Here is a 22309-nt window from a genome sequence, read left to right as displayed (position 1 = left end):
AGCCCTCTTTTTATGGTATTGATCTCTGTTTCTTCTCAAATTTTAAACCGGAGACCCTCCCTGAACTGAGCGTAAAACCGGTTATCCTGCCTGTGTCACCCCTGCTGAATTTAATGGTGGCCCGCTCCAGGTTCTGATAACTGAAATAACAAACATCGTATTTAATAATGATCTCTGCTTTCACTCCGGGGTTTGTACCTGTTTTAAACCACAAGGCTCCGTCCTGAATATCAAACACATACGAGGCTTTTTGTTCGTCACTGTAATACGTTCCTGCAAACTGACCGAGCACCTCTCCTGAAGCAAACCCGAGTTTTACTGCTTTGGTAGTTCCCTGGCCCTGAACGATATTCAGCTGGAATACTTTTCCTGAAGAATCGGTCTTGAAAACAGCTTTGTCGTTTGTATTGCCGATTTTAAAAGTATTTCCGGCTTCATGATATAGTGTTTGTGCAGCTTGTCCGCCTACCTGGCCAATCATCTGGTTATTTTCTTCCCGGATATCAATGAAAAGATTTAGAGCGACCTCATATTTTCCTGTGAAGGCCTTATATGAAACAGGAAGAGTACTTGGTGGATTTTCGTCATTTGAGAGGTCCATTTTATCCTTAAAAACGTAAATATCAGCAATTTTCCTGGTAATCTCTTCCGGATTAATTTCGTCAGAATTGCCTAACAGAATGACAGAGATCTGTAGTTTCGGGAAGCGGAGTATCTCAGATCTGTAACCTAAAAAAGCCCCGGGATGTGTTTGCACGGACTGTGTCCTGTAAGTATTGAACATTATGCCTCTTCCGTAACTTAAAATGTTGCCGCTTTCTAATGCCCCTCTTTTCAGGATATCCTGGTTAACGGAAGTGCTGTCGTAAAATTCCTGATCCCATTTGATCAGGTCATTCAGCGTTGTCGACATTCCGCCGTCGCCGGTGGCGTGATTGCCATTCCGGTATGACCTGTACTTGTTTTCATTCTTTTTATAACTTATTGCCAGCGTGTGATTGCCGGGAATTTTGTAGCTTTCAAACCCAGATTGCTTCATTTTCAGTCCTTTAAAGATGTTTTCGTCAGCATAGTCGCTTAAAGATCTTCCGGTGATCCTTTTGATGATTTCTGCCAGTAAAATGTAGTTGGAATTGCTGTAAACGCAGCGTTGACCGGGTGTAAAGTTCAGAGAGCCTTGCCTGTTAATGATCTCAAGTGCGTCCCGGTTTAAAAACGGTTCTTCAAAACTCTTGCCTGTCAGCCACATCAGGACCATATAATCACGGATTCCGCTGGTATGATACAGCAGATGGCTGACAGAAATACGCTTGCCATAATCCGGAAACTCCGGAATATAGGTACGGATATCATCATGCAGAGAAAGCTTATTTTGTCTGATCAATTGTGAAACGGCAGTAGCGGTAAACTGTTTACTGACCGAGGCAATTTTATACATCACATCAGGGTGATTCGGTATTTTCTTTTCGAGGTCTGCCATCCCGTAACCCTTCTGATATACCAGCCTGCCGTGGTCTATGATGCCGATTGTAGCACCGGGGCGGTCTTTTCCAATAAAGTTTTTGAGAATGGCATCAATCTTTATTTCCAGTGAATCAGGATTGTTTTTTGAAGCAAAACCAGGGGTTTCAATTCCCAGAAAAAGAAGAAAAAAAGAGGCCAGGTAAAGCGACATATGTTGATTTTTCATGGTGCAATTTAACAGATGCATCCTCTCATTTTAACGTCATTTGCCCGTCATTTACCCGCAAAACCTGGAGCCGGATACAGAAGATTATTGCTTAATGCCCGGATTCAGGACCCTTATTGTTACCAGCAGCTGCCCTAAATGCCGCATGGTATGTTCGGCCGCGTGGAACAGCAATCCCAATTTGGTAGATGGTATCTGGTTTCTTCCTACACCTCTGACCTCCGTCAGGGTATCCTGATCCACATTTTTCAGGTACTCCATTGATTTCTCTATCTGTTTATTGAACCTGGAAAGCAGATGTTCAGCATTCATACATTCAATAAACGCCTCATTTTCTTTCGCCAGATCGGCCAGTTGTTCAGGATTCAGTAAATGGCCGTCGGCATAGGTAAAAAGTCTGTCCAGTACTCCGGATAAATGTTGCAGATGAAAAGCAACCGAGGCCAATCCTGAAGGTCTTTCCCAAAGATAGGTTTCGTCAAAATCAACCAACAGCAGATTCAGTTCTTCCTGGGCCTGAAGCAAAGCATGGGCGGCAGGTTGCAGCAAGGGGGGTATGCCTTCAAGTGGTCCGCGAAGCCATACTTCAAGTGAGTTTTTTGACATAAGATTTATATTTGTACTCCTGGTTTGACTTAATAACCGAAATTAAGATTTAATTTTGATCTCTCAATTATCTTACTAAAAAGAAATTATTCATGAAAAGACTCACTTTAGGTTTTACATTTATTTTACTATCTATTTTTTCGTGCCAGAAAGACGAAGTCTCGTCCCTTCCAGAAGAAGAGCAAATCGAAAATTATATTTCAGCCAATAATATTGTTGTGACAGAAAAGACTTCCAGCGGGCTGAGATTTATCAGAACCAAGGAATCAACCGGACTGGCAGTTAAAACCGGGCAAACCATTAATCTTAACTACACAGGGAAACTTTTGTCAGGAAAGAAATTCGATAGCGGCAATTTTAATTTCGTTTTAGGAGCCGGAAGAGTCATCAAGGGCTTTGACGAGGGTGTGGCCAAAATGAAAGTGGGAGAGAAGGCTACCCTGATTTTCCCCTCTTCCATCGGTTACGGTTATGCCGGATCAGGAAAAGATATTCCTCCGTACGCCCCGCTGCTGTTTGAAGTAGAGGTGGTTTCCGCTAAGTAAACCGTTATCAATAAAGTAAAAAAAGCCGCTTTCAATATCCTGAAAGCGGCTTTTCTGCTTATTTGTCAATGACAGCCGGCAAAATATAGTCCTGCATCATCTTGTCTACCTGGGGGTGTCCATAAGGTGCCCCGTAGGCTGTGGCGGTCACCACAATCACCAGCGGCTGATCTTTGAAGACGAATATTTTGTTGCCTCCGTTACCGGCACAATAAAAAGTCTCATATTCTTTATTGTTGACCAGGTATTTTTTGTTCCAGAATAAATATCCGTAAAATTCATTATTTCTTCCCGGAATAGATTTATGCTTTGTAAAAGTCTTGTCCACCCATGTCGGAGGGATGAGCCGCTTATTGTTCCAAACCCCTCTGTTCTTATATAATTGTCCGTATTTGGCAAAATCAAGCGAGTTCATTTGTATTCCTCCGGCTGTGTTGGCCACATGCTGAGGAGTGTACTGCCACTGATATTGGGTGATTCCCAAAGGCTTGAAAAGCTTCTCATCAGCATATTTTTCGAGACCGCCCGGTACTTTCTTATGAATGATATCGCCAAGAAGCACGACTCCGGCTGTAAAATAATGCCAGGGTTTTTTCGCAAGGGCTGAGTCTGCTGGCAGATCCAGTGTGAACTTTACCCAATCGGCTGTCGGATACATGTTTTCTTCATTACCCGGAGAGTCGCTTTGGTCATCGTTCCCATCAAAAACGGAGCTCATTGTCAGCAAGTCCTTTACCGTCGTATTGTCTTTCAAAACAGAATAATTCTGATACTTTTTCAGGTCATAAACAGCTTTAAGCGGTACATCCTCATTTTTAAGATATTTTTCATGAATCGCGATTCCGGCCATTGTCGAAGCAAACGATTTGCCTACAGAACGGGGATCGTGACGACTGTTTCTGTCAGCCCCGTTAAAATATTCTTCTATCAGCAGCTTACCGTTTTTTATGACCACCACACTCGTAATGCTCCTGAAAACAGCTTCGTCCACATTTCCTTTCAGTAGTTTGATCTTATCAGTATCATAATGCTCTTTGGAAACTTCAAACCCCGGATAAGGCTTTACCTCATTTAACCGGACTTTAGAAATATCAACTTTCGGAAATCTGACATTCAATTCAATTTCACCAGACGCAATTAAGTCTCCTGTTTTTACCTCCATCAGGTTCACATAAGGCCGGATCTCCAGCCTAAAAATATGTTTTCCTTCTGTCAGGGCTTTATTTCCGCCGTTGTTTTTAAACCTTTCCCACATGTACTCGCTCCACCAGCCAACGCGGTTAGGATAGCTCAGAAATGGCCTTATCAGTACCGTTTGATGGTCTTTATGATCAGGCAGACCTGCACCGTAATTTATATTTTCCTTGTAGATCAGTTGATTGTCCACAAAAAATGAGAATTGAAAATTTCCTGCTTTATAAAGCTCTTCCCTTGATAGCTCCGGAGCGAGCGGATGCATATAATTGGTCAGAGACTTCTCCATAAATACCGATATAAAGAGGCTGGACTTATTTGTCAGATCAGATTGGGTGATAAAATCCGATTCTTTCAGATTTTCCAGGGTAATGGCTTTGGATGTAAAAGCGATTTTGCCCAGGTTGGCCCGGTGCAGGGGAGAACTGATCCCATTGTCTTTGACAAAATCTGTTGACTGAGCTGCGACAGGTAAAACACAGAGTAGCACCAGCAGCATTGATAAGAAGTTTTTCATTTGAATATTGTTTTAATCTTTCACAAAGCTACCCTCCCGCAATCCACGAAAATAGAACAGGTTTAACACTTCTGTTTTATTTTAATAAAAGTTTCCGGTAATGTGAGGGATTGATATGATTGGATGCCTTGAAGCAACGTATAAAATGACTCTGGTCTGAAAAACCACATTCCAGTGCGATATCCGTCAGCGATAATTCTTTATCAGATAACATGGCCAGGGACCTTTGGATCTTAATGTTCCTGAGGTATTCACCCAGGTTACAATTAAAATATTTTGTAAAATCCCTCGAGAGATGTACCGGATGAATATCAAGATAAAGTGCCAGGGCATGCAGGCTCCATTCTTCGGTAGGGGAGTCATGCAATGTTTCTTTCAGTTTATTTACCCAGCCCGGCGGATTCCTGTGTGACGCGGATGGTGTATTGACTATCCTGCTGAATATATCAATCAATAAAGTATTGATAGCCAGCTGTTTTGAAGTATCGTTGAGTTTTGTTTCCCTGAATATATTGTACATCAGGATCTTCACCTGCGGATGTACCAGCTTTACACTTCCCTGTACCGCATCAGCATTGAAATCAAAGGAACGATACCAGTTCTGATCCAGCTCAATGTGGAAGCCCCTGGTAAAACCATCCGGTTTTATATTGTAGTGGGCATCCTGCCAGTTGTGAAACAATAAACTGCCGGCATCGCAATGATAGGTTTCTTTTCTGTTGCCTTCTATGACACTCCCTTCCAGGATAAAAGTGAAATAGGCATTTTCATGATAGTGCCAGTCCACCTTGCTGTGGGTATACTCCGTGTCTGTCAGTGTTAATCCATCCAGGTGAATAATTTCGTTGGTCTGGCCGAAGAACTGGCCTGTTTTCAGATTTTCCATTGAGCTTTTACTTTTTCACAGCCGGTCAGTTTTCTAACCTGTACAATATTAACCTTCTGAAAGTAAAGATATTTGAAAAAGTGGTGAAAGTCATGTTTTATGGGATGAGTGGCAGCGAAAGTTCTTTTAAACAAAAAACCGTAAGGCATGCCTCACGGTTTTCATTATTTGTAATAATACTTAACTTTTTAAGAAATTACCTTCTGAACAAGCTCAGCTGCGTCTTTCAACAATACGGCAGAAAATACTTTCAAACCTGATTCGTTGATGATTTTAGCTCCTTCTTCAGCGTTCGTTCCCTGAAGTCTCACGACAATCGGAACAGGAATTTCGCCGATGGTTTTGTAGGCTTCCACGATACCGGTAGCCACCCTGTCACAACGAACGATTCCACCAAAGATGTTCACGAAAATAGCTTTAACATTCGGGTCTTTAAGGATCAGTCTGAAACCGGCTTCAACAGTTTTAGCGTTAGCTCCACCACCCACGTCAAGGAAGTTGGCAGGCTCACCACCGTAAAGTTTGATGATGTCCATAGTCGCCATTGCCAGACCTGCACCGTTTACCATACAACCAACGTTTCCGTCAAGTTTCACATAGTTAAGGTCATTTTCAGAGGCTTCTACTTCCATCGGATCTTCTTCTGCCTTATCACGAAGGACAGCCAGGTCTTTGTGTCTGAACAAAGCGTTGTCATCCAGGTTCACTTTGGCATCAACAGCAAGGATCTTGTCATCTGAAGTTTTCAAAACCGGGTTGATTTCGAACATAGCAGAATCTGATTCTTCGTATGCTTTGTAAAGGGCAGTGATGAAGCTTACCATTTCTTTGTTGGCAGTTCCTTTAAGACCCAGTTTGTTGGCTACTTTACGTGCCTGAAAAGGCTGGATACCCACTCTCGGATCAATCCATTCTTTAAATATTTTCTCCGGAGTATGCTCAGCTACTTCTTCGATGTCCATACCACCTTCGGTAGAGGCCATGATCACGTTACAGGCTTTGGCCCTGTCTAACAAAATAGAAACATAAAACTCTTTCGGATCACTCTCACCAGGATAGTAAGCATCTTCGGCGATAAGAAGCTTGTTCACAAGCTTTCCTTCAGGTCCGGTTTGTATGGTCACCAAAACATTACCAAGAAGGTTCTCAGCAATGGTTTTAACATCATCAGCAGACTTTGCCAACTGAACACCTCTTTGTTCTGTACCGACAATTTTACCCTTTCCTCTACCACCGGCATGAATCTGGGACTTAACAACTGCAAACTTTGAGTTGGTTAACTCCGCTATTTTCTGATACCCTTCTATGGCTTGTTCAACAGTCTCAGCAACGACGCCTCTCTGAATCCTTACTCCATACTTAGCTAAAATTTCTTTTCCTTGGTATTCGTGAATATTCATATTTAATTGAGAATAAAAATTGAACTTTTCTAATTTTTTGCCAAATTAGCAAATTATTCCGCCGTTTCATAAGATAATCTTAAAAAACTAAGTTTTAGTGTTCATTAAAACCAATAAAAAATGTTAGAAGCAGTCAATATTTCAAAAAAATATGGTCATCTGGAAGTTTTAAAGAATATTAACCTGAAAATAGAGGCTTCAGAGATTGTTTCTATTGTCGGTGCATCGGGTGCCGGCAAAAGTACCCTTCTGCACATATTGGGGACCCTTGACAAGGCCGATTCCGGAAAAATTTATTTGGATAAAATAGAGTTGAGCCAATTGAGCGACAAGCTTCTTTCAGGCGTCAGAAATGAGAAAATAGGCTTTATTTTCCAGTTTCACAACCTCATGGCAGAGCTCACGGCCCTCGAAAACGTATGCCTTCCGGCCTGGGTAGGGAAGGCCGATAAAAAGAAAACAGAAGAGAAAGCCCTGGAGTTGTTAGACCTGCTCAACCTCTCTGAGAGGGCTACCCACCTGCCTTCTGAAATGTCGGGAGGAGAACAGCAACGGGTGGCTGTGGCCAGGGCCCTGATCAATTCACCCAGGTACGTTTTTGCGGATGAGCCCAGCGGCAACCTGGATTCCAAAAATGCTGATGAACTTCACCGTTTGTTCTTTGACTTACGTGACAGGTTTAATTGTTCTTTTGTGATTGTAACTCACAACCCTGATCTGGCGGGAATGTCAGACAGAACTATTAAATTAGAGGATGGAAAAATAATCTAAACATATGAGCCTGACTAAAAAACAAACCCTTTACCTAATCCTTTGCGGAATTTTCCTGACCAGTGCCATCATTGCCGAAATCATCGGGGCAAAAATTTTTTCAGCTGAAGCGACATTCGGATTCAAACCGGCCCAGCTGAATATTTTCGGGTACATGCTCGATTTTAACATGACGGCAGGTGTACTTAACTGGCCGGTCGTTTTTGTTACTTCTGATATCATCAATGAGTACTTCGGCACCAAGGGGGTCAAAAGAATTTCATACCTCACTGCAGCTCTCATCGCTTACAGCTTTATCCTGATTTACGTCGCTACGTCTCTTGTGCCGGCGGCGTTCTGGCTGGATGTCAACAGTGTAGACTCCAACGGAAAAGCACTGGACATCAACGAAGCTTTCAAAATGATTTTCAGACAAGGGCTCGGCATCATCACCGGTAGTTTAACTGCCTTCCTGATCGGGCAGGTACTGGACGCGTACATTTTTCACAGGTTGAGAAACATCACCAAAAATAAATACATCTGGTTAAGGGCAACTGGCTCGACCCTGGTCTCCCAGATGATCGATAGCTTTGTCGTGATCTTCATTGCCTTCTTTGTATTCGGCAACTGGAAACTTGATCAGGTGTTTGCGGTGGGCACTGTCAACTACATTTACAAATTTTTCGTAGCCATTCTGATGACTCCGGTCATTTACCTGGCTCATTACCTGATCGACAAATATTTGGGCAAGGAGCATTCTCATAAAATGATTGAAGATGCCACATTTACGCCATTTTAAACCCATTTAAGGATTTTACGAATGTTTTATCATTTTTCAGGTAAAAAATATAAGAATTTCTATTTCGCCTGAGAATTGAATATTCTGCACCAATGTCAGGACGGGTTAAAAATATCGAATTCTCAGAGGCTTGGAATTCAGCCCGTTAGAGCTAAGATCGGGGTCAATAAAAAAGGCGGTTGAGAATTTCCCAACCGCCTTTTTAAATATATTTTTTTCTCAGATGACGAATCCGACGCCTACAGTGTTGTTCGAAAATTCATCAATGATGATGAACGCCCCGTTGGCAGGGTTTACTTCATATTTATCAGGATACACAAATCCTGCGAAACGGAAATCAACTATTCCGATCTGGTTCAATTTCAAATCCTGGCTGTCACTGCTCTCTTCCATGATCTCAACGTTCATAACCGCACCGATGCCCGATACCTTAGTCTTCTGCCTGTTGGTGCCATGCTGAATAAGATAGTTCTTTCCGGCCACTAACGGATTGCTGTCCATCCAGCAAACCTGTGCAGAAAACGACTTGACGATTTCAGGACCTTCACCTACTTTCACGATCATGTCACCGCGGCTGATATCAATATCATCTTCAAGCGTCAGAACTACAGATTCACCAGGGTTGGCAATTTCAAGGGAAGTTTCTGCTTTAAGAATACTCTTGATCTTGCTGATCTGTTTGCTTGGCAAAGCCTCAATCAGATCACCGGGTTTGATAAATCCTGAAGATACTTTTCCGGCATAACCTCTGAAGTCGTGGAACTCATCCGTTTTAGGACGGATTACAAACTGCACCGGGAATCTGAAGGCATGCGACTGTCCGTCAAGGGCCTCGATTTTAACCGTTTCAAGCAAAGTCAGCAAAGGTTCTCCTTTATACCAGTCCATTTTTTCTGACTTTGTAACGATATTTTCACCATAAAGCGAAGAAATCGGTATAAAGTTTACTTCCTGTCCTTCAAATCTCACTTTCTCTTCCAGTTCGAAAAAGTCCTTTCTGATTTCTTCAAAACGGCTTTCTTCATAATTGGCCAGGTCCATTTTGTTGACAGCCACAATCACATTTTTGATTCTCAGCAAAGAAGAAATATAAAAGTGTCTTTTGGTCTGCTCACTCACACCATGTCTGGCATCGATCAGGATAATAGAAACAGAAGCGTTGGAAGCTCCGGTAACCATGTTTCTGGTATATTCGAAGTGACCCGGAGTATCGGCAATGATATATTTGCGGTTCGGCGTGTTGAAATAGATGTGGGCAACATCAATGGTAATACCCTGCTCACGTTCTGCAATCAAACCGTCTGTCAGAAGAGATAAATCTACAAAATCAAGACCTTTTCTTTGCGAAGCGGTTTTAAGTGCTTCAATTTTATCTTTTGTAATTGAATTGGTTTCAAACAATAATCGTCCAATCAATGTACTTTTTCCATCATCTACAGACCCGGCTGTAGCAATTCTCAATATATCCATCTTTAAAAGTATCCTTGTTGTTTACGTTTTTCCATTGCGGCCTCTGATCTTTTGTCGTCAATTCTTGCCCCACGTTCAGAAATCTCAGCTCCAAGAATCTCCTCAATAATCTGGTCAATGGTGTTGGCATCAGAAGATACCGCAGCAGTACAGGTCATGTCGCCGACAGTTCTGAATCTGACGATTGATTTGTAAGGTATTTCATCCGCACTTTTGTTGATGAATTCCGAATCAGACCAGATCATACCGTCACGGTCAAAAACATCTCTTTCATGAGAATAGTAAATAGAAGGAATCTCAAGTTCCTCTTCTTTGATGTAATTCCAGACATCCAGCTCCGTCCAGTTCGAAATAGGGAAGACCCTTACGTTTTCGCCGATTTCGATCTTACCGTTAAGCATGTCAAAAATTTCAGGACGTTGTTTTTTGGAATCCCACTGGCCAAAGTCATTTCTCACCGAGAAAATCCTTTCTTTTGCCCTGGCTTTTTCCTCATCCCTTCTGGCTCCTCCGATACAGGCGTCAAATTTATGTTCTTCGATCGCATCCAGGAGCGTAACCGTCTGAAGGGCATTACGGCTGGCGTATTTACCGGTTTCTTCCTTTACTTTTCCCTGTTTGATCGAATCTTCAACGTTCCTTACGATCAGTTCAACACCCAGTTCTTTTACCAGTGCGTCTCTGAATTCAATGGTTTCAGGGAAGTTATGTCCCGTATCCACATGCAACAAAGGGAAAGGTATTTTACCAGGGTAAAACGCTTTCTGAGCCAATCTGACAATGGTAATTGAATCTTTTCCACCTGAAAAAAGGATGGCTGGTTTCTCAAACTGAGCGGCCACTTCTCTCAGGATATAAATCGCCTCATCTTCCAGTTGTCTGGGAAAACTCTTATTGGTCTTGAAATTTACTTTTTCTTTAGCTTCTGCCACCATTTAAAACATTTAAATAAAAAAATCCTTAAGCGTGTAATCCACACTCTTTTTTCGACTCTTCCCACCACCATCTCCCAGCTCGCGGATGTTCGCCCGGTTCGATAGCCCTTGTACAAGGCTGACAACCAATGCTTATAAATCCTTTGGCATGTAATCTGTTTTGGGGTACTCTATTTTCTTTAAGATATTCCAGGACCTCTTCGATGGTCCAATGAATGAGGGGGTTGAATTTGAAAACCTGGTTGCTTTCGTCCCATTCCCATATTTCCATCCCGCTTCTGTTATCCGATTGTTCTGCTCTTAAGCCGGTAATCCACACTTTTGCCCCCGCCAATGCCTTTTTCAAAGGCTGTATCTTCCTGATAGAACAGCATTCCTTGCGGTTCTCTACAGACTCATAAAAACTGTTGAATCCTTTTTCTTCAACCAGCTTTTCAACGGCTTCCTGATCAGGGAAATAGGTCTTGAATTTCTTTTTATACTTGGCTTTGGTGATGTCCATCAACTCATAAGTATCCTGAAACAACCTGCCGGTATCTAATGTGAAAATAGAAATGGCAAGATCGTTTTTCCATATAGCGTCACTAATCACCTGATCTTCCTGCCCGAATGAGGAAGAAAAAACCACCCCTCCGGGATAAGTTCCGGCAATCAGCCTCAATGAATCAACCAAATTTAAACCTTCTAACTGATCTTTCATTCTGCTCTCAGAATTTTAAAAATGTGTTTACTGATCTATTATCCAACCGCTGTAAAGTGCAAAATTAATTATTATTTTCTGACCAAACAGACTTTTATTTTATATTCTTAAAGACTTGTAAGACAGATAATTAAAAAAGTTTGGCATTTCGATACCGTTTAATAAATAGTTCTGTCATCCTTGGTTAATCCTTATTACATTTGTTCAGCTTAACCCACAATGAAAACCTTTACTAAATCTGCAACGCACCAAAGCCTTGTACTTCCATCAGTATGAGGCTATTTTTTTACTGCTCCAGCAACTCTTTAGAGAGTCTTCCCAGGTGTTTTTTATGAAAATTGACCACTTCTCCGATAATGATAACGGCGGGATTTGACAGCATATTTTCAGCGGCCATTTTAACCATATTTCCAATAGTTCCCACGCCGATTTTTTCTTCAGGGGTCGTGGCATTCTGAATGATAGCCACAGGAATTTCCATTTTGTTGTTCTCCTTATATATTTCAGCAATAACCGCCAGCTTTGACATGCCCATCAGCACCACTACGGTGGCGTTGGTCTGAGCGGCTATTCTTAAGTCTTCTGATAAAGATCCGTCTGATTTATGTCCTGTAATGACCCAGAAACCATCCGAAAACCGCCTGTCTGTCAACGGGATATTACTGAATCCCCCCGACATTACACTTGATATTCCCGGAATATAGTCTGTTTCTATCTCATTTTCAGCCGCATACTCCATCTCTTCGATGCCTCTTCCGAAAATGAAAGGATCACCACCTTTCAACCTCACCACATGTCCCGCAGAATGGGCTTTTTCGACAATCAGATGATTGATATCATCCTGCGTTATTCCTTTTTGGTGACCGATCTTTCCTACAAAAACCTTCTCACAAAACGGATGGCAGTAATCAAGTAAAACCGGGTTAGCCAGGGCATCATACAGCACCACATCAGCCTTTCTTAAAGCATTTACAGCTTTAAGGGTAATGAGTTCAGGGTCACCCGGACCCGCACCCACCACGGTAAGTCTCGGTCTTTTAGCTGTAAAAGCCTCCATGATCAGGCAAAAACTTCTTTTTGATTTCTTTCTCTTACCAGGCTCGCTTTTTTGTGGAAATCAATGGCCTGTGCAATAAATGCCTGAGCAAATTCCTGGGAAGGCTCATTTTTATTGATCTGAAGCACATCTTCACTGAATTTACCGTTAAAATCGTCCGCGTAGTTCTTATCAAATTCTGATATCACTTTCATCTGAGTGCTGCAATTCACATTCTTATCCAAAAGAAGTCCTTTGGCAGCGTTGATCTGAGCCGAATAGGCATGATAAATCGCATCTGCCCATTGTTGGTTATCAAAACACTCTTTTGCCAGGTCTATTTTTTCCTCGGCTTCAAACAGGAGCGTAGCCACAAGGTCAATCATCACCGCAGCACATTCACCCACTCCGATGGCGGTACTGAACAATTCTTCGTGTCCCCAGTCCACAAAATCATTTTCCTGCACTGTACCCAAATCAGCCAGCGGCTTCAGAAGGTCGTAGAAATATATCTTACCCTGACGGTCGAAATAATCATTGAAATATTCGCCTTCAAGTTTATTATCAGTATAATCTGCAAACAAATACCTTAAAACTTCAGGTCCTCTTTTGCTTGGTACTTTGATTATTTTTTCAGAAACCCTTCCCAGTCCGTCACCTAAGGTGCCGCCACCTAAAAGTACCTGCAAAGCTGGTAAAACCCTCTTATCAAGCGACTTAAGTGAGCTGCCATGGAACCCGATGTGGGCCATTCCGTGCTGACCGCAAGAGTTCATACAGCCGGATATCTTGATTTTGATATCGTTATTTTTGATCAGATCCGGAAACTCCTCATTGATCACTTTTTCAAACACTTTCGTGATAAATGTACTATCGGAAATCGCCAGGTTACAGGTATCGGTACCAGGACAAGCCGTAATGTTGGCCAGGCTGTTGGCACCTGCAGCTGCAACGTTTTCTTCAGTCAGTACATTAAATACATAAGGAAGGTTAGCAGCAGGGATGTTTTTCAAAAACAGCCCCTGGTTGATCGTCACACGGATGTCGTCACCAGTATAGCCTTCCAGTTTCGAGATCAGGTTTCTTGAGGCAGTACTGGAGATATCACCGAGGGTGATCCTTACAAAAACCCCGTAAAGTCCTTTTTGTTTTTGTTCAAAAACGTTGGTCGAATACCAGGTCTGATAAGCTTCTGTATCAGGAGCAGCAAGATCTGAGATTTTTTCAGGAACCTGAACCTCTTCTTCAGTGGCTTCTATCTCAAAAAACTTGTTTTTCAAGGCTTTGGCTTCTTCTTCAACCAACTGCATGAAGGCTTCAAACCCAATTTTCTGGATCAGGAATTTCATCCTGGCCTTGCTTCTTGAGTTTCTTTCGCCGTGTCTGTCGAATACCCTTAAAACCGACTCCACAAATGGGATAAGCTGGTCAGCAGCCAGGAATTCATAGGCTACATCTGCAAGACGGGGCTGTGAGCCCAATCCGCCACCTACTACCACTTTAAAGCCTCTCAAACCATCTTTGATGGCCGGTAAAAAGCCCATGTCATGGATATAAGCCAGGGCTGTATCTTCTGAAGTATTAGAAAAAGCTATTTTGATTTTACGACCCATTTCCTGGCATATAGGATTTCTCAGGAAATAGGAGAAGACCGCGTGAGCATAAGGAGTGACGTCGAAAAGTTCATTAGGATCAACACCGGCAGTAACAGATGCCGTTACATTTCTTACGGTATTGCCACAGGCTTCACGTAAAGTAACGCTGTCTTCCTCAAGTTTTGCCCACAATTCAGGCGTTCTGTCAAGACTCACAAAGTGAATCTGAATGTCCTGTCTGGTAGTTAAGTGCAGATTTCCGGTTGAATATTCATCCGAAATATCTGAAATTTTCTTCCATTGTTTAAAAGTCATTTTACCATACGGCAGCTTAATCCGTACCATCTGAACGCCCGACTGCCTCTGTCCGTAAACCCCTCTGGCCAATCTCAAACTTCTGAATTTGTCATCATGAATTGCACCTTCCCTGAATAATCTGATTTTTCTTTCCAAATCAATAATATCCTTCTCCACTAATGCATTCTCTAATTCTGTCCTGAAACTTTGCATATGATAATCTATTTTCTAAAATATTATTAAACAAAAGAGCCGTAAAGTTAATCTATATCCTACCAATCTCATAGGATTTATGGGTAAATTATCAAAAAAAATGTCAAACCTTCACCGTGAGACCCTCTTCTGCGAGTAAAGTTGCCTCAAAAATGCCTTTTGCCTCTGATAAATGCCCGTCCAATTCTTTATATCTTGATGAGTAATGTCCTATAACCAATTGTTTTACCTGTGCTTTTTTCGCGATCTGTGCCGCCTCACCTGCCGTCGAATGAAAAGTGCTTTTGGCCCTTTCTATGAGTTCATGGGTAAAAGTAGCCTCATGATAGAGCAGATCAGCCCCTTCAATAATCGGGATAATCTCTTCAAAATAAGCGGTGTCGGAACAATAAGCCACTTTTACTTCAGGATCACCTTCAGTGGTCAGCTCACTGTTTTTGTATGTTTTGCCGGAGAGTTCATCAAAAATATCCTCGCCGTCTTTAAGTTTCTTAAAATAGGGCAGGGGAAAGTCTTCCGGAATTCTCTCCTTAATAATCTTTCTCTCACTTCCTTTCCGGGTCACAAGGTAACCGTTGCAGGGAACGCGGTGAATCAGCGGAATGGTAGTCACAGAGAAGAGATCATTTTCATAAACAACTTCCGAAACAGTCGATTTGGTCTCAATAAAATCAACTTTAAAGCTCAGGATCGTTCCGGAGTATTTCAATTGGATACTGATGATTTCCAGCAAACCCGGAGGACCTATCAGGGTCAGCGGCTCAGTTCTTTTGTTAAGACTCCACGAAGAAATCAGGCCGATTAAACCAAAATAATGATCACCGTGAAGATGGCTGATCAAAATGGTCCTGATCCTTGTATGCTTAATCTTATACTTTAAGATCTGATGCTGGGTTCCCTCACCGCAATCAATCAAAATACATTCATTGTCAACAGAAAGAACAAATGCTGATGGAAAACGGGTCAACTGAAGCGTTGCGGAACCAGTACCTAATATTGTAAACTCCAATTTTTGTTATTTATTTCTCTAAACGTTCAATCCCTAAATCAGTAAAGTAACAGAATAAAAAAGGTTTTAGTTTAATAATCACTCTCATTATCAAAACCAAATTCGTCATCCTGTTCTTCTTTGAAGTCATTTTCAAGTTCATTCATGAAAATAGCATCAACACCCTCTTCATTCGTAGGCAAAACCAGGAGGCTTTCTTCGGTCTGGCTAAGGATATTATCAAGTAAATCGACACTTTTTGTAACAAGGACCAATAAACCGGATTCGTTTACACAGATCTTCTGAACTTTTGTAAACAAAAGGTGTCCTTTTTCAGAAATGTCTTTTACTTCGTCGAGGTTGATGATAAAGTTGATCTTACCTTCTCCTGAATACAAACCGGCTATATTTTTTTCAATCTGTGCCGCTAAATCCACATCTATGGCATTTTGCTTTACAGTCAGGAGGACGTATTGTTCACTTTTTTCAACGACTAAATTCATAATGAGTTAAATTGCTTTTTTTGAATAGTAAAATCAGTAGGAAACAAAGCCGACCATAGCGAGTCAACTTGTTTAAAATACTGCAAATTAAATAAAAAAGATTATTATTAACTAATTGAATATTTCAACAACATGCTCAAAACCACCGTGGGGGCCACAAACAGCCGGAAATTCAGATTTATTCCAAACAGGAGCGGGGGATTAATTAACGAAGACTTTTCTCCTGCATTTCGATTTTATCCATCACCGAAGGAACACTGCAGGCCCCGCCGCAATTTTTAGAACAGCCGGATTTAGCCTGAAACTGGGCATAAATTTTTCTGCCCAGGTAGAACGCCGCGGCCGCAAAAAGAAGAATGATGGCTATCGTTTCCATAATGTCAGTAATTCAGTGCCAGTTTAATGTGCTCCAGGTGGTGTTCGGAGTGCCATTGATATAACGGAATAACGGTCCTGAGCGTATAAGTAAAATCATATCCTGCATGAAAATAGCTTTTCTCCAGCAGGCTGTCGTCGTTGTTGTCCAGAAGTGCGGCCAGCCGCTGATGAATGCCGCTCAGCATCTTTAAAGAAGGGTCAATGGGCAATTTTGAATCCGGTAATTCAGCCCAATCACCTTCATTGTACCCTTTGATCGTCGGATTGTCTTCTGTCAGAGCACATTTGATCCTGATGTACATATTGGAATGAGAATCGGCCAGGTGATGTACCAGCTGACGGATATTCCAGCCACCTGGTCTGTAAATCTGTGCCAGAGCCTCATCACTGAGGTTTTTGACCGTGTCTTCCAGGATAGCAGGATAGTCCTTCAGATAGGAGATTCCATAAGTAATATCTGAGTCAGAATATGTCCTGGTCTTGTCAAATCTTCCGATAGGGTATTGTAAGTGCTCAATTTCCATTGATAAAGGGGTGTTTATTTCCAAAAACGCTGTATTTCGTCTAAAAGTTCTTGATGAACAGCCGATCCGGCTACAATATTACCTCCGAAGAGATAGTCCTGCCCGCCGTTAAAATCAGTCACTGTACCTCCGGCTTCCTGGATGAGCAAAACTCCTGCGGCCATGTCCCAGCTGTTAAGATTATATTCAAAAAAGCCGTCAAAATAGCCACAGGCTACATAGGCCAGATCAATGGCTGCTGAACCGAAACGCCTCAGACCGTGTGTTTTCTGCATCAGGGCCTCGAGAATCTGCAGGTATTTTTCCATGCTTTGAAACTTATAGTAAGGGAATCCTGTGGCAAAAAGGCTTTCTCCCAGTTTCTTTGCTTTCGAAACACTTATTTTTTCGCCGTTTCTGAACGCTCCCTGGCCTTTTACGGCATAAAATATGTCTTTGGTGCAAATGTGATAAACCACACCTACATAGACCTCTTTTCCTTTCGCCAGGGCAAGACTGACCGAATAATTGGGCAAACCATGGATAAAATTCGCTGTGCCGTCCAGAGGGTCAATGATCCAGTTATATCCTTCCATGTCCGAGGTATCGGCGGTACCTTCTTCTGTAATGAAGCCAGCCTCGGGAAGGACCAGTTTCAAGGCATCCACAATCAGTTTCTCGGCTTCTTTATCCACATAAGACACCACATTGTTGATGTCTTTGTATTCTACAGCATCGGTATTGAACTTCTTTGATTCCTGGTCTATAAAATTTCCGGCCAGGCGTGCTACGTCTGCGGTTTGCTCGCAAATATGCTTTAAATCCATTAATTTTTAAATTTGAATATTTTAGTGACGAAAATAACCCGGAGGATGATCGCCAGAATAAGAGGAATAAGGGGAGAAGGCAGCTCCTGCGGCCAGAATTTCCACCCGATAAGTAATATAGCCAGGGCAATGCCGTAAACCTTCATGAAGCCGGTTATCCAGTTCTTTTTTATAAAGAAGAAAAGCGGGAAAAGGAATGGAAAAGCCCATATTAAGTTAAAGTTCTGTCTTGTTACGCCATGATCGGTAAGAAACCACAGAAAGGCCAGAAACCAGCCAGACAGCCCGAGAACTGGGAATAACACTTTGTCAAACAGCATATTCTTGTTGCCGCTTCTGATCTGCCACCAGGTGAATCCGGCTACCAAAACAAGAAATAATGACAATACTACCATGGGCGACCAGAAAGACTGAGATATGGATGGTGCCCCCACCGAAGTATGTTGTATTTTCGTAAGCACAAACGGCTGTTTTACCTTATCATGATAGATTACAGCAGAATCAAACCCCATGGCGAGGTTGTCAGGAAGAAACATAGCCCCTGATTCTTTGGTCAGTTCATCCGACTGCAGTCCCAGCCCGAGCATCATCCCGAAATTGGTCCAGGGTTGTTTTTCCCTGGCATATTCGTCGATCCACTGCCTGTAAGAGGAGTCGGCATGTAAAGTCTGTGAAAACTGCAGGGAATCGCCACACACCTGCTGCAGAATGTCCCTGATCCTGCTGGCACAGTTGTAATAAAAGAAGCGGTATTTGTATTCCCTGTTTTCAGGCAGGTAATTTTTGATCAGAAACTGGTGCAGGTCTTCCTTCTGTTTCGGGGATAGATTAAGGATTTGCTCTGTTGCAGACCTGTTTTCCTTGTATTTATAGTGATCTATGAAGGTCCTGAAATCATAAACTGCCATTTTATAAGGCAAAGTACCCCTCATAAATTTGAGGATAAATCCCGGCTGGTCAAAAGTGAACGAGCCGTAATCATAACATTCGTTGATGCCGTTCACCGGGTCATTGAGATGCAGTACAGTATGGCCCCAGATCTGGTAAATGGCATCTTCGGAAGAACCTCTTGAAATCGTCACCAGCCCGAACTGAGCTTCTTTGGAAAGCTGCTGAGCCTGGCTGTTCAATGCCCCAAGGAGTAAAAAAGAGAATAGGTAGCGTAGTTTTTTCATAAAAAAAGCACGGGAATAGTCCCGTGCTTCAAATATCTAAAGAAAAAATTATTGTTCAATCGTTTCTTCGTTAGATTTCTTGTTAAAATTCAGATTTTCTCCTTCGCCTGAATAATCTACCAGGATGGTATCACCTTCAGTGAGGCCACCCTTGAGTATTTCTTCGGCAAGAGGATCCTCAACATACTTCTGGATGGCCCTGTTAAGAGGACGTGCCCCGTATTGCTGATCGTATCCTTTTTCTGATAAGAAATCTTTCGCTTTTTCTGTCAATTCAATTTTATATCCGATATTACTGATACGTTTGAATAATCTTCCTAGAGCAATATCAATAATGTTATGAATATCATTTCTATCCAGTGAATTGAAGATGATCACATCATCAAGACGGTTAAGGAATTCAGGAGAGAATGTTTTTCTCAAAGCGTTCTGAATGGTGGTTTTCACCATGTCATCCTGGGCTTCTACTCTTGACTTGGTCGCAAAACCAATTCCGGCTCCAAAATCTTTAAGGTCTCTGACACCGATGTTAGATGTCATGATGATAATGGTGTTTCTGAAATCGACTCTTCTTCCCAGACTGTCTGTCAGAATACCGTCATCCAGCACCTGCAGCAGGATATTGAATACATCCGGGTGAGCTTTTTCAATTTCATCCAGCAAGATCACTGAATAAGGCTTTCTTCTGACTTTTTCAGTCAACTGACCACCTTCTTCATAACCTACATAACCCGGAGGGGCTCCAACCAGACGCGAGATACTGAATTTCTCCATGTACTCACTCATATCTATCCTGATCAGGGCATCTTCTTTGTCAAACAGGTACTCAGTCAGTGTTTTTGCCAATTCGGTTTTTCCGACCCCGGTAGGACCAAGGAATATAAATGATCCGATCGGTTTTTTAGGGTCTTTCAAACCAACCCTGGTTCTCTGGATGGCTTTTACCAGTTTTTCAACGGCAGCATCCTGGCCAATGATACGTCCTCTGAGAGCATCACCCATTTTCAGGATTTTTTCTCCGTCGTTCATATTCACTTTTCTGACAGGAATACCGGTCATCATGGCGATTACTTCAGCTACGTTATCCTCAGTTACCGTGTGACGCAGTGATTTGCTTTCTTCTTCCCAGGTTTGTTTGGCTTTTTCAAGCTGATCTATCAGTTTCTTCTCACGATCTCTCAGTTGGGCCGCTTCTTCATATCTCTGACTCTTAACGACACGGTTTTTCTCCAGTTTGATCTCTTCAACAGCTTCTTCAAGGTCTAAGACATCCTGGGGAACGTTGATATTTTTGATGTGTACCCTGGCACCGACTTCGTCAATGACATCAATGGCTTTGTCCGGAAGATAACGGTCTGTAATGTATCTTTCAGAGTATTTTACCGCTGAAACGATCGCGTCTTCAGAATAAGTTACATTATGGTGATCTTCGTATTTTTCCTTGATGTTATTCAGGATTTCAATGGTTTCTTCCACAGAAGTGGCGTCTACCATCACCATCTGGAATCTTCTGGCCAATGCACCGTCTTTCTCAATATATTGTCTGTACTCATCCAGGGTAGTGGCACCAATACATTGGATATCGCCTCTGGCAAGGGCAGGTTTGAACATATTGGAGGCATCAAGCGAGCCACTGGCCCCACCCGCACCTACGATGGTATGGATCTCATCAATGAAAAGGATCACCTGCGGCGATTTTTCAAGCTCGGTCATCACAGCTTTCATTCTTTCTTCAAATTGTCCGCGGTATTTGGTACCGGCCACAAGAGAAGCGAGATCAAGGGTTACAACCCTTTTACCGAAAAGCACACGTGACACTTTTTTCTGAACGATTCTGAGGGCAAGACCTTCAGCGATGGCAGTTTTACCAACACCAGGCTCTCCGATCAGGATCGGGTTGTTTTTCTTACGACGGGAAAGGATCTGAGCCACACGCTCAATCTCTTTCTCACGGCCAATGATGGGGTCTAATTTACCTATTTCAGCCATTTTCGTTAAATCACGGCCAAAATTGTCCAAAACCGGGGTTTTAGATTTTTCGGTAGATTTCGGATCACGGGATTGACTTCCGTATGCACCGCTTCCGAACACTTTGTCATCCTCATCATCTGTATCAGGCCTTTCCATTGACGGCTCTTGTCCGTTCAGCTGATATTCTAGCATTTCCTTGATGAGTTTATAGTTGACTTTATATTTGTTCAATATCTGGCAACCGAGGTTGTCGTCGTCACGAAGTATAGCCAACAGAAGGTGCTCTGTTCCGATGATTTCAGATTTAAAAATTTTTGCTTCCAGGTGTGTTATTTTTAACACTTTTTCTGACTGACGGGTCAGCGGAATATTGGCGAGGTTTTTAATGGTATTGGTGGCAGTTCCTCTTGTCGAACTCTCAATGGTTTGTCTCAATTCATCAGGCCTGATGCCCGCTTTCTGAATCAATTCCAACCCCAGCCCATCTCCCTCTCGAATCATCCCCAAAATAAGGTGCTCGGTACCAATGTAATCATGCCCCAATCTAAGTGCCTCTTCTCTGGCAAGAGTGATCACTTCTTTTACTCTCTGTGAAAATTTGGGTTCCATTAATTCTCCTTTTTTGAGGTTAATAATTTTGAATAATAACGCAAAAAACAGCTATAGTGTTCAATTCCGTATGGAATTATTTAATATTTGAAGACTCTCGGGACCTTTGCAGAATATTAAATCTATAATGCTGAGGTTAGATACAAATCCGTTGCCAAAGTTTTGCAAATAAGGAACCGGTTCAAAGAAATCCGGATTTTCACCCCTTTTTTTTGCATTAAAGCTAAATATTTCGTTTTTATTTTCAAAATCAACTTTTTCTACAAGACAAATTGTCTTATTCACCTCCAGGCTTTTCAGACATTTTGACAGTGAGTCGTGGTTCAAATCGTACAAAAAGTCGTATTTCTTATGAAACAGGTCATAAAACAGATAATCGTAATGCTCAAAGAAAGGGCTTTTTTTATAAGCCGCCTCAATCGTTCTCCAGAATCTTCGCTGCCAAAGCTCGTGATTATCTATTTTAATGTCTTTTAATAAAGTTTTATTCGCAATTTTGTGGACCGGGATACTGAGTGTTTCCACTTTATTGGCTCCCAGCACATAAGCCCTGTTACGGTAGGTTTGTTTTTCATAATACTCATCATAAGTAACAGAGACGTCATCAAATTTTACAAAAGCACTCATGTAGGCAATACATGGCAAAAAATTTGAGGTGAATATCATAAAAATCCTTGTGGTTTGCTGATTAAATATATACGATAACCAATAATGACATTTGA

21 protein-coding genes are annotated in these 22309 nt (G+C 42.1%); 3 read left to right on the top strand and 18 right to left on the bottom strand.

Going from position 1 to position 22309, the window contains the following annotated elements; genetic code table 11:
• Window positions 1–10 precede the first annotated feature (10 nt).
• Together GVN16_RS00280 and GVN16_RS00275 are read right to left on the bottom strand one after the other, a co-directional pair.
• Window positions 11–1690, bottom strand: a complete 1680-nt coding sequence (locus tag GVN16_RS00280) for a serine hydrolase (RefSeq protein ID WP_166561832.1) — start codon at window positions 1688–1690, stop codon at window positions 11–13.
• Window positions 1691–1774: 84 nt separating this feature from the next.
• Window positions 1775–2296 carry a DinB family protein gene (locus GVN16_RS00275; RefSeq protein WP_166561831.1) on the bottom strand — a complete coding sequence of 174 codons (522 nt, stop codon included), beginning with the start codon at window positions 2294–2296 and terminating at the stop codon, window positions 1775–1777.
• A 92-nt stretch (window positions 2297–2388) separates the two neighbouring features.
• On the opposite strand from GVN16_RS00275, the gene GVN16_RS00270 reads away from it, so the two are divergent.
• The gene (locus GVN16_RS00270; protein ID WP_166561830.1) at window positions 2389–2841 is read left to right on the top strand and encodes an FKBP-type peptidyl-prolyl cis-trans isomerase; all 453 of its coding nucleotides are present in this window, start codon (window positions 2389–2391) and stop codon (window positions 2839–2841) included.
• A gap of 58 nt (window positions 2842–2899) precedes the next feature.
• On the opposite strand, the gene GVN16_RS00265 is transcribed toward GVN16_RS00270, so the two are convergent.
• The 3 genes from GVN16_RS00265 to sucC all read right to left on the bottom strand — a co-directional run bounded on the left by GVN16_RS00265 (window position 2900) and on the right by sucC (window position 6838).
• On the bottom strand, window positions 2900–4552 hold the full coding sequence (locus GVN16_RS00265; RefSeq protein ID WP_166561829.1) for a serine hydrolase: 1653 nt from the start codon (window positions 4550–4552) through the stop codon (window positions 2900–2902).
• A 76-nt stretch (window positions 4553–4628) separates the two neighbouring features.
• A complete protein-coding gene (locus tag GVN16_RS00260; protein WP_166561828.1) occupies window positions 4629–5438 on the bottom strand; it encodes an AraC family transcriptional regulator in 810 nt (269 codons plus the stop codon).
• Window positions 5439–5626: 188 nt separating this feature from the next.
• Window positions 5627–6838 (bottom strand): ADP-forming succinate--CoA ligase subunit beta, encoded by a 1212-nt coding sequence (sucC, locus tag GVN16_RS00255; RefSeq protein ID WP_166561827.1) that lies wholly within the window; start codon window positions 6836–6838, stop codon window positions 5627–5629.
• Between the two features lie 120 nt (window positions 6839–6958).
• Here sucC and GVN16_RS00250 point away from each other — a divergent pair, with 120 nt between their 5' ends.
• Both GVN16_RS00250 and GVN16_RS00245 read left to right on the top strand, forming a co-directional pair.
• Window positions 6959–7609, top strand: coding sequence for an ABC transporter ATP-binding protein (locus GVN16_RS00250; protein WP_166561826.1), 651 nt, complete (start codon window positions 6959–6961; stop codon window positions 7607–7609).
• A 4-nt stretch (window positions 7610–7613) separates the two neighbouring features.
• On the top strand, window positions 7614–8387 hold the full coding sequence (locus GVN16_RS00245) for a queuosine precursor transporter (protein ID WP_166561825.1): 774 nt from the start codon (window positions 7614–7616) through the stop codon (window positions 8385–8387).
• Window positions 8388–8606: 219 nt separating this feature from the next.
• Here the strand turns inward: GVN16_RS00245 and GVN16_RS00240 are convergent, their stop codons facing one another.
• From GVN16_RS00240 to GVN16_RS00180, 13 genes are all read right to left on the bottom strand, one after another.
• Window positions 8607–9857, bottom strand: coding sequence for a sulfate adenylyltransferase subunit 1 (locus tag GVN16_RS00240; protein ID WP_166561824.1), 1251 nt, complete (start codon window positions 9855–9857; stop codon window positions 8607–8609).
• Between the two features lie 2 nt (window positions 9858–9859).
• Complete coding sequence (gene cysD, locus GVN16_RS00235; RefSeq protein ID WP_166561823.1) at window positions 9860–10792, bottom strand: sulfate adenylyltransferase subunit CysD; 933 nt, start codon at window positions 10790–10792, stop codon at window positions 9860–9862.
• A gap of 25 nt (window positions 10793–10817) precedes the next feature.
• Window positions 10818–11492: a phosphoadenylyl-sulfate reductase gene (locus tag GVN16_RS00230; RefSeq protein ID WP_166561822.1), complete on the bottom strand. Its 675-nt coding sequence runs from the start codon at window positions 11490–11492 to the stop codon at window positions 10818–10820.
• 286 nt (window positions 11493–11778) lie between these two features.
• A complete protein-coding gene (gene cobA, locus GVN16_RS00225) occupies window positions 11779–12549 on the bottom strand; it encodes a uroporphyrinogen-III C-methyltransferase (protein ID WP_166561821.1) in 771 nt (256 codons plus the stop codon).
• 2 nt (window positions 12550–12551) lie between these two features.
• Complete coding sequence (locus tag GVN16_RS00220) at window positions 12552–14633, bottom strand: HEPN domain-containing protein (protein ID WP_166561820.1); 2082 nt, start codon at window positions 14631–14633, stop codon at window positions 12552–12554.
• Window positions 14634–14736: 103 nt separating this feature from the next.
• Window positions 14737–15642 (bottom strand): ribonuclease Z, encoded by a 906-nt coding sequence (locus GVN16_RS00215; RefSeq protein ID WP_166561819.1) that lies wholly within the window; start codon window positions 15640–15642, stop codon window positions 14737–14739.
• A 71-nt stretch (window positions 15643–15713) separates the two neighbouring features.
• Complete coding sequence (locus GVN16_RS00210) at window positions 15714–16124, bottom strand: anti-anti-sigma factor (protein WP_166561818.1); 411 nt, start codon at window positions 16122–16124, stop codon at window positions 15714–15716.
• A gap of 205 nt (window positions 16125–16329) precedes the next feature.
• Complete coding sequence (locus GVN16_RS00205) at window positions 16330–16500, bottom strand: FeoB-associated Cys-rich membrane protein (RefSeq protein WP_166561817.1); 171 nt, start codon at window positions 16498–16500, stop codon at window positions 16330–16332.
• Between the two features lie 4 nt (window positions 16501–16504).
• The gene (locus tag GVN16_RS00200; RefSeq protein WP_166561816.1) at window positions 16505–17026 is read right to left on the bottom strand and encodes a YfiT family bacillithiol transferase; all 522 of its coding nucleotides are present in this window, start codon (window positions 17024–17026) and stop codon (window positions 16505–16507) included.
• A 14-nt stretch (window positions 17027–17040) separates the two neighbouring features.
• Window positions 17041–17832, bottom strand: coding sequence for an inositol monophosphatase family protein (locus GVN16_RS00195; protein ID WP_166561815.1), 792 nt, complete (start codon window positions 17830–17832; stop codon window positions 17041–17043).
• Complete coding sequence (locus GVN16_RS00190) at window positions 17832–19007, bottom strand: DUF4105 domain-containing protein (RefSeq protein WP_166561814.1); 1176 nt, start codon at window positions 19005–19007, stop codon at window positions 17832–17834. The genes GVN16_RS00195 and GVN16_RS00190 overlap by 1 nt, the downstream gene beginning before the upstream one ends.
• Before the next feature lie 48 nt (window positions 19008–19055).
• Complete coding sequence (locus tag GVN16_RS00185) at window positions 19056–21587, bottom strand: ATP-dependent Clp protease ATP-binding subunit (RefSeq protein WP_166561813.1); 2532 nt, start codon at window positions 21585–21587, stop codon at window positions 19056–19058.
• 60 nt (window positions 21588–21647) lie between these two features.
• Window positions 21648–22253, bottom strand: coding sequence for a WbqC family protein (locus tag GVN16_RS00180; protein WP_166561812.1), 606 nt, complete (start codon window positions 22251–22253; stop codon window positions 21648–21650).
• Window positions 22254–22309 lie beyond the last annotated feature (56 nt).

The sequence above is a fragment of the Emticicia sp. CRIBPO genome, from assembly GCF_009905725.1.
Classification (GTDB): domain Bacteria; phylum Bacteroidota; class Bacteroidia; order Cytophagales; family Spirosomataceae; genus Leadbetterella.
This window is presented reverse-complemented; position numbering and strand designations above follow the sequence as displayed.

Coding starts and splice junctions, on each gene's coding strand:
- GVN16_RS00280 (WP_166561832.1), bottom strand. CDS start 1,690: ATGAAAAATCAACATATGTCGCTTTACCTGGCCTCTTTTTTTCTTCTT.
- GVN16_RS00275 (WP_166561831.1), bottom strand. CDS start 2,296: ATGTCAAAAAACTCACTTGAAGTATGGCTTCGCGGACCACTTGAAGGC.
- GVN16_RS00270 (WP_166561830.1), top strand. CDS start 2,389: ATGAAAAGACTCACTTTAGGTTTTACATTTATTTTACTATCTATTTTT.
- GVN16_RS00265 (WP_166561829.1), bottom strand. CDS start 4,552: ATGAAAAACTTCTTATCAATGCTGCTGGTGCTACTCTGTGTTTTACCT.
- GVN16_RS00260 (WP_166561828.1), bottom strand. CDS start 5,438: ATGGAAAATCTGAAAACAGGCCAGTTCTTCGGCCAGACCAACGAAATT.
- sucC (WP_166561827.1), bottom strand. CDS start 6,838: ATGAATATTCACGAATACCAAGGAAAAGAAATTTTAGCTAAGTATGGA.
- GVN16_RS00250 (WP_166561826.1), top strand. CDS start 6,959: ATGTTAGAAGCAGTCAATATTTCAAAAAAATATGGTCATCTGGAAGTT.
- GVN16_RS00245 (WP_166561825.1), top strand. CDS start 7,614: ATGAGCCTGACTAAAAAACAAACCCTTTACCTAATCCTTTGCGGAATT.
- GVN16_RS00240 (WP_166561824.1), bottom strand. CDS start 9,857: ATGGATATATTGAGAATTGCTACAGCCGGGTCTGTAGATGATGGAAAA.
- cysD (WP_166561823.1), bottom strand. CDS start 10,792: ATGGTGGCAGAAGCTAAAGAAAAAGTAAATTTCAAGACCAATAAGAGT.
- GVN16_RS00230 (WP_166561822.1), bottom strand. CDS start 11,492: ATGAAAGATCAGTTAGAAGGTTTAAATTTGGTTGATTCATTGAGGCTG.
- cobA (WP_166561821.1), bottom strand. CDS start 12,549: ATGGAGGCTTTTACAGCTAAAAGACCGAGACTTACCGTGGTGGGTGCG.
- GVN16_RS00220 (WP_166561820.1), bottom strand. CDS start 14,633: ATGCAAAGTTTCAGGACAGAATTAGAGAATGCATTAGTGGAGAAGGAT.
- GVN16_RS00210 (WP_166561818.1), bottom strand. CDS start 16,124: ATGAATTTAGTCGTTGAAAAAAGTGAACAATACGTCCTCCTGACTGTA.
- GVN16_RS00205 (WP_166561817.1), bottom strand. CDS start 16,500: ATGGAAACGATAGCCATCATTCTTCTTTTTGCGGCCGCGGCGTTCTAC.
- GVN16_RS00200 (WP_166561816.1), bottom strand. CDS start 17,026: ATGGAAATTGAGCACTTACAATACCCTATCGGAAGATTTGACAAGACC.
- GVN16_RS00195 (WP_166561815.1), bottom strand. CDS start 17,832: ATGGATTTAAAGCATATTTGCGAGCAAACCGCAGACGTAGCACGCCTG.
- GVN16_RS00190 (WP_166561814.1), bottom strand. CDS start 19,007: ATGAAAAAACTACGCTACCTATTCTCTTTTTTACTCCTTGGGGCATTG.
- GVN16_RS00185 (WP_166561813.1), bottom strand. CDS start 21,587: ATGGAACCCAAATTTTCACAGAGAGTAAAAGAAGTGATCACTCTTGCC.
- GVN16_RS00180 (WP_166561812.1), bottom strand. CDS start 22,253: ATGATATTCACCTCAAATTTTTTGCCATGTATTGCCTACATGAGTGCT.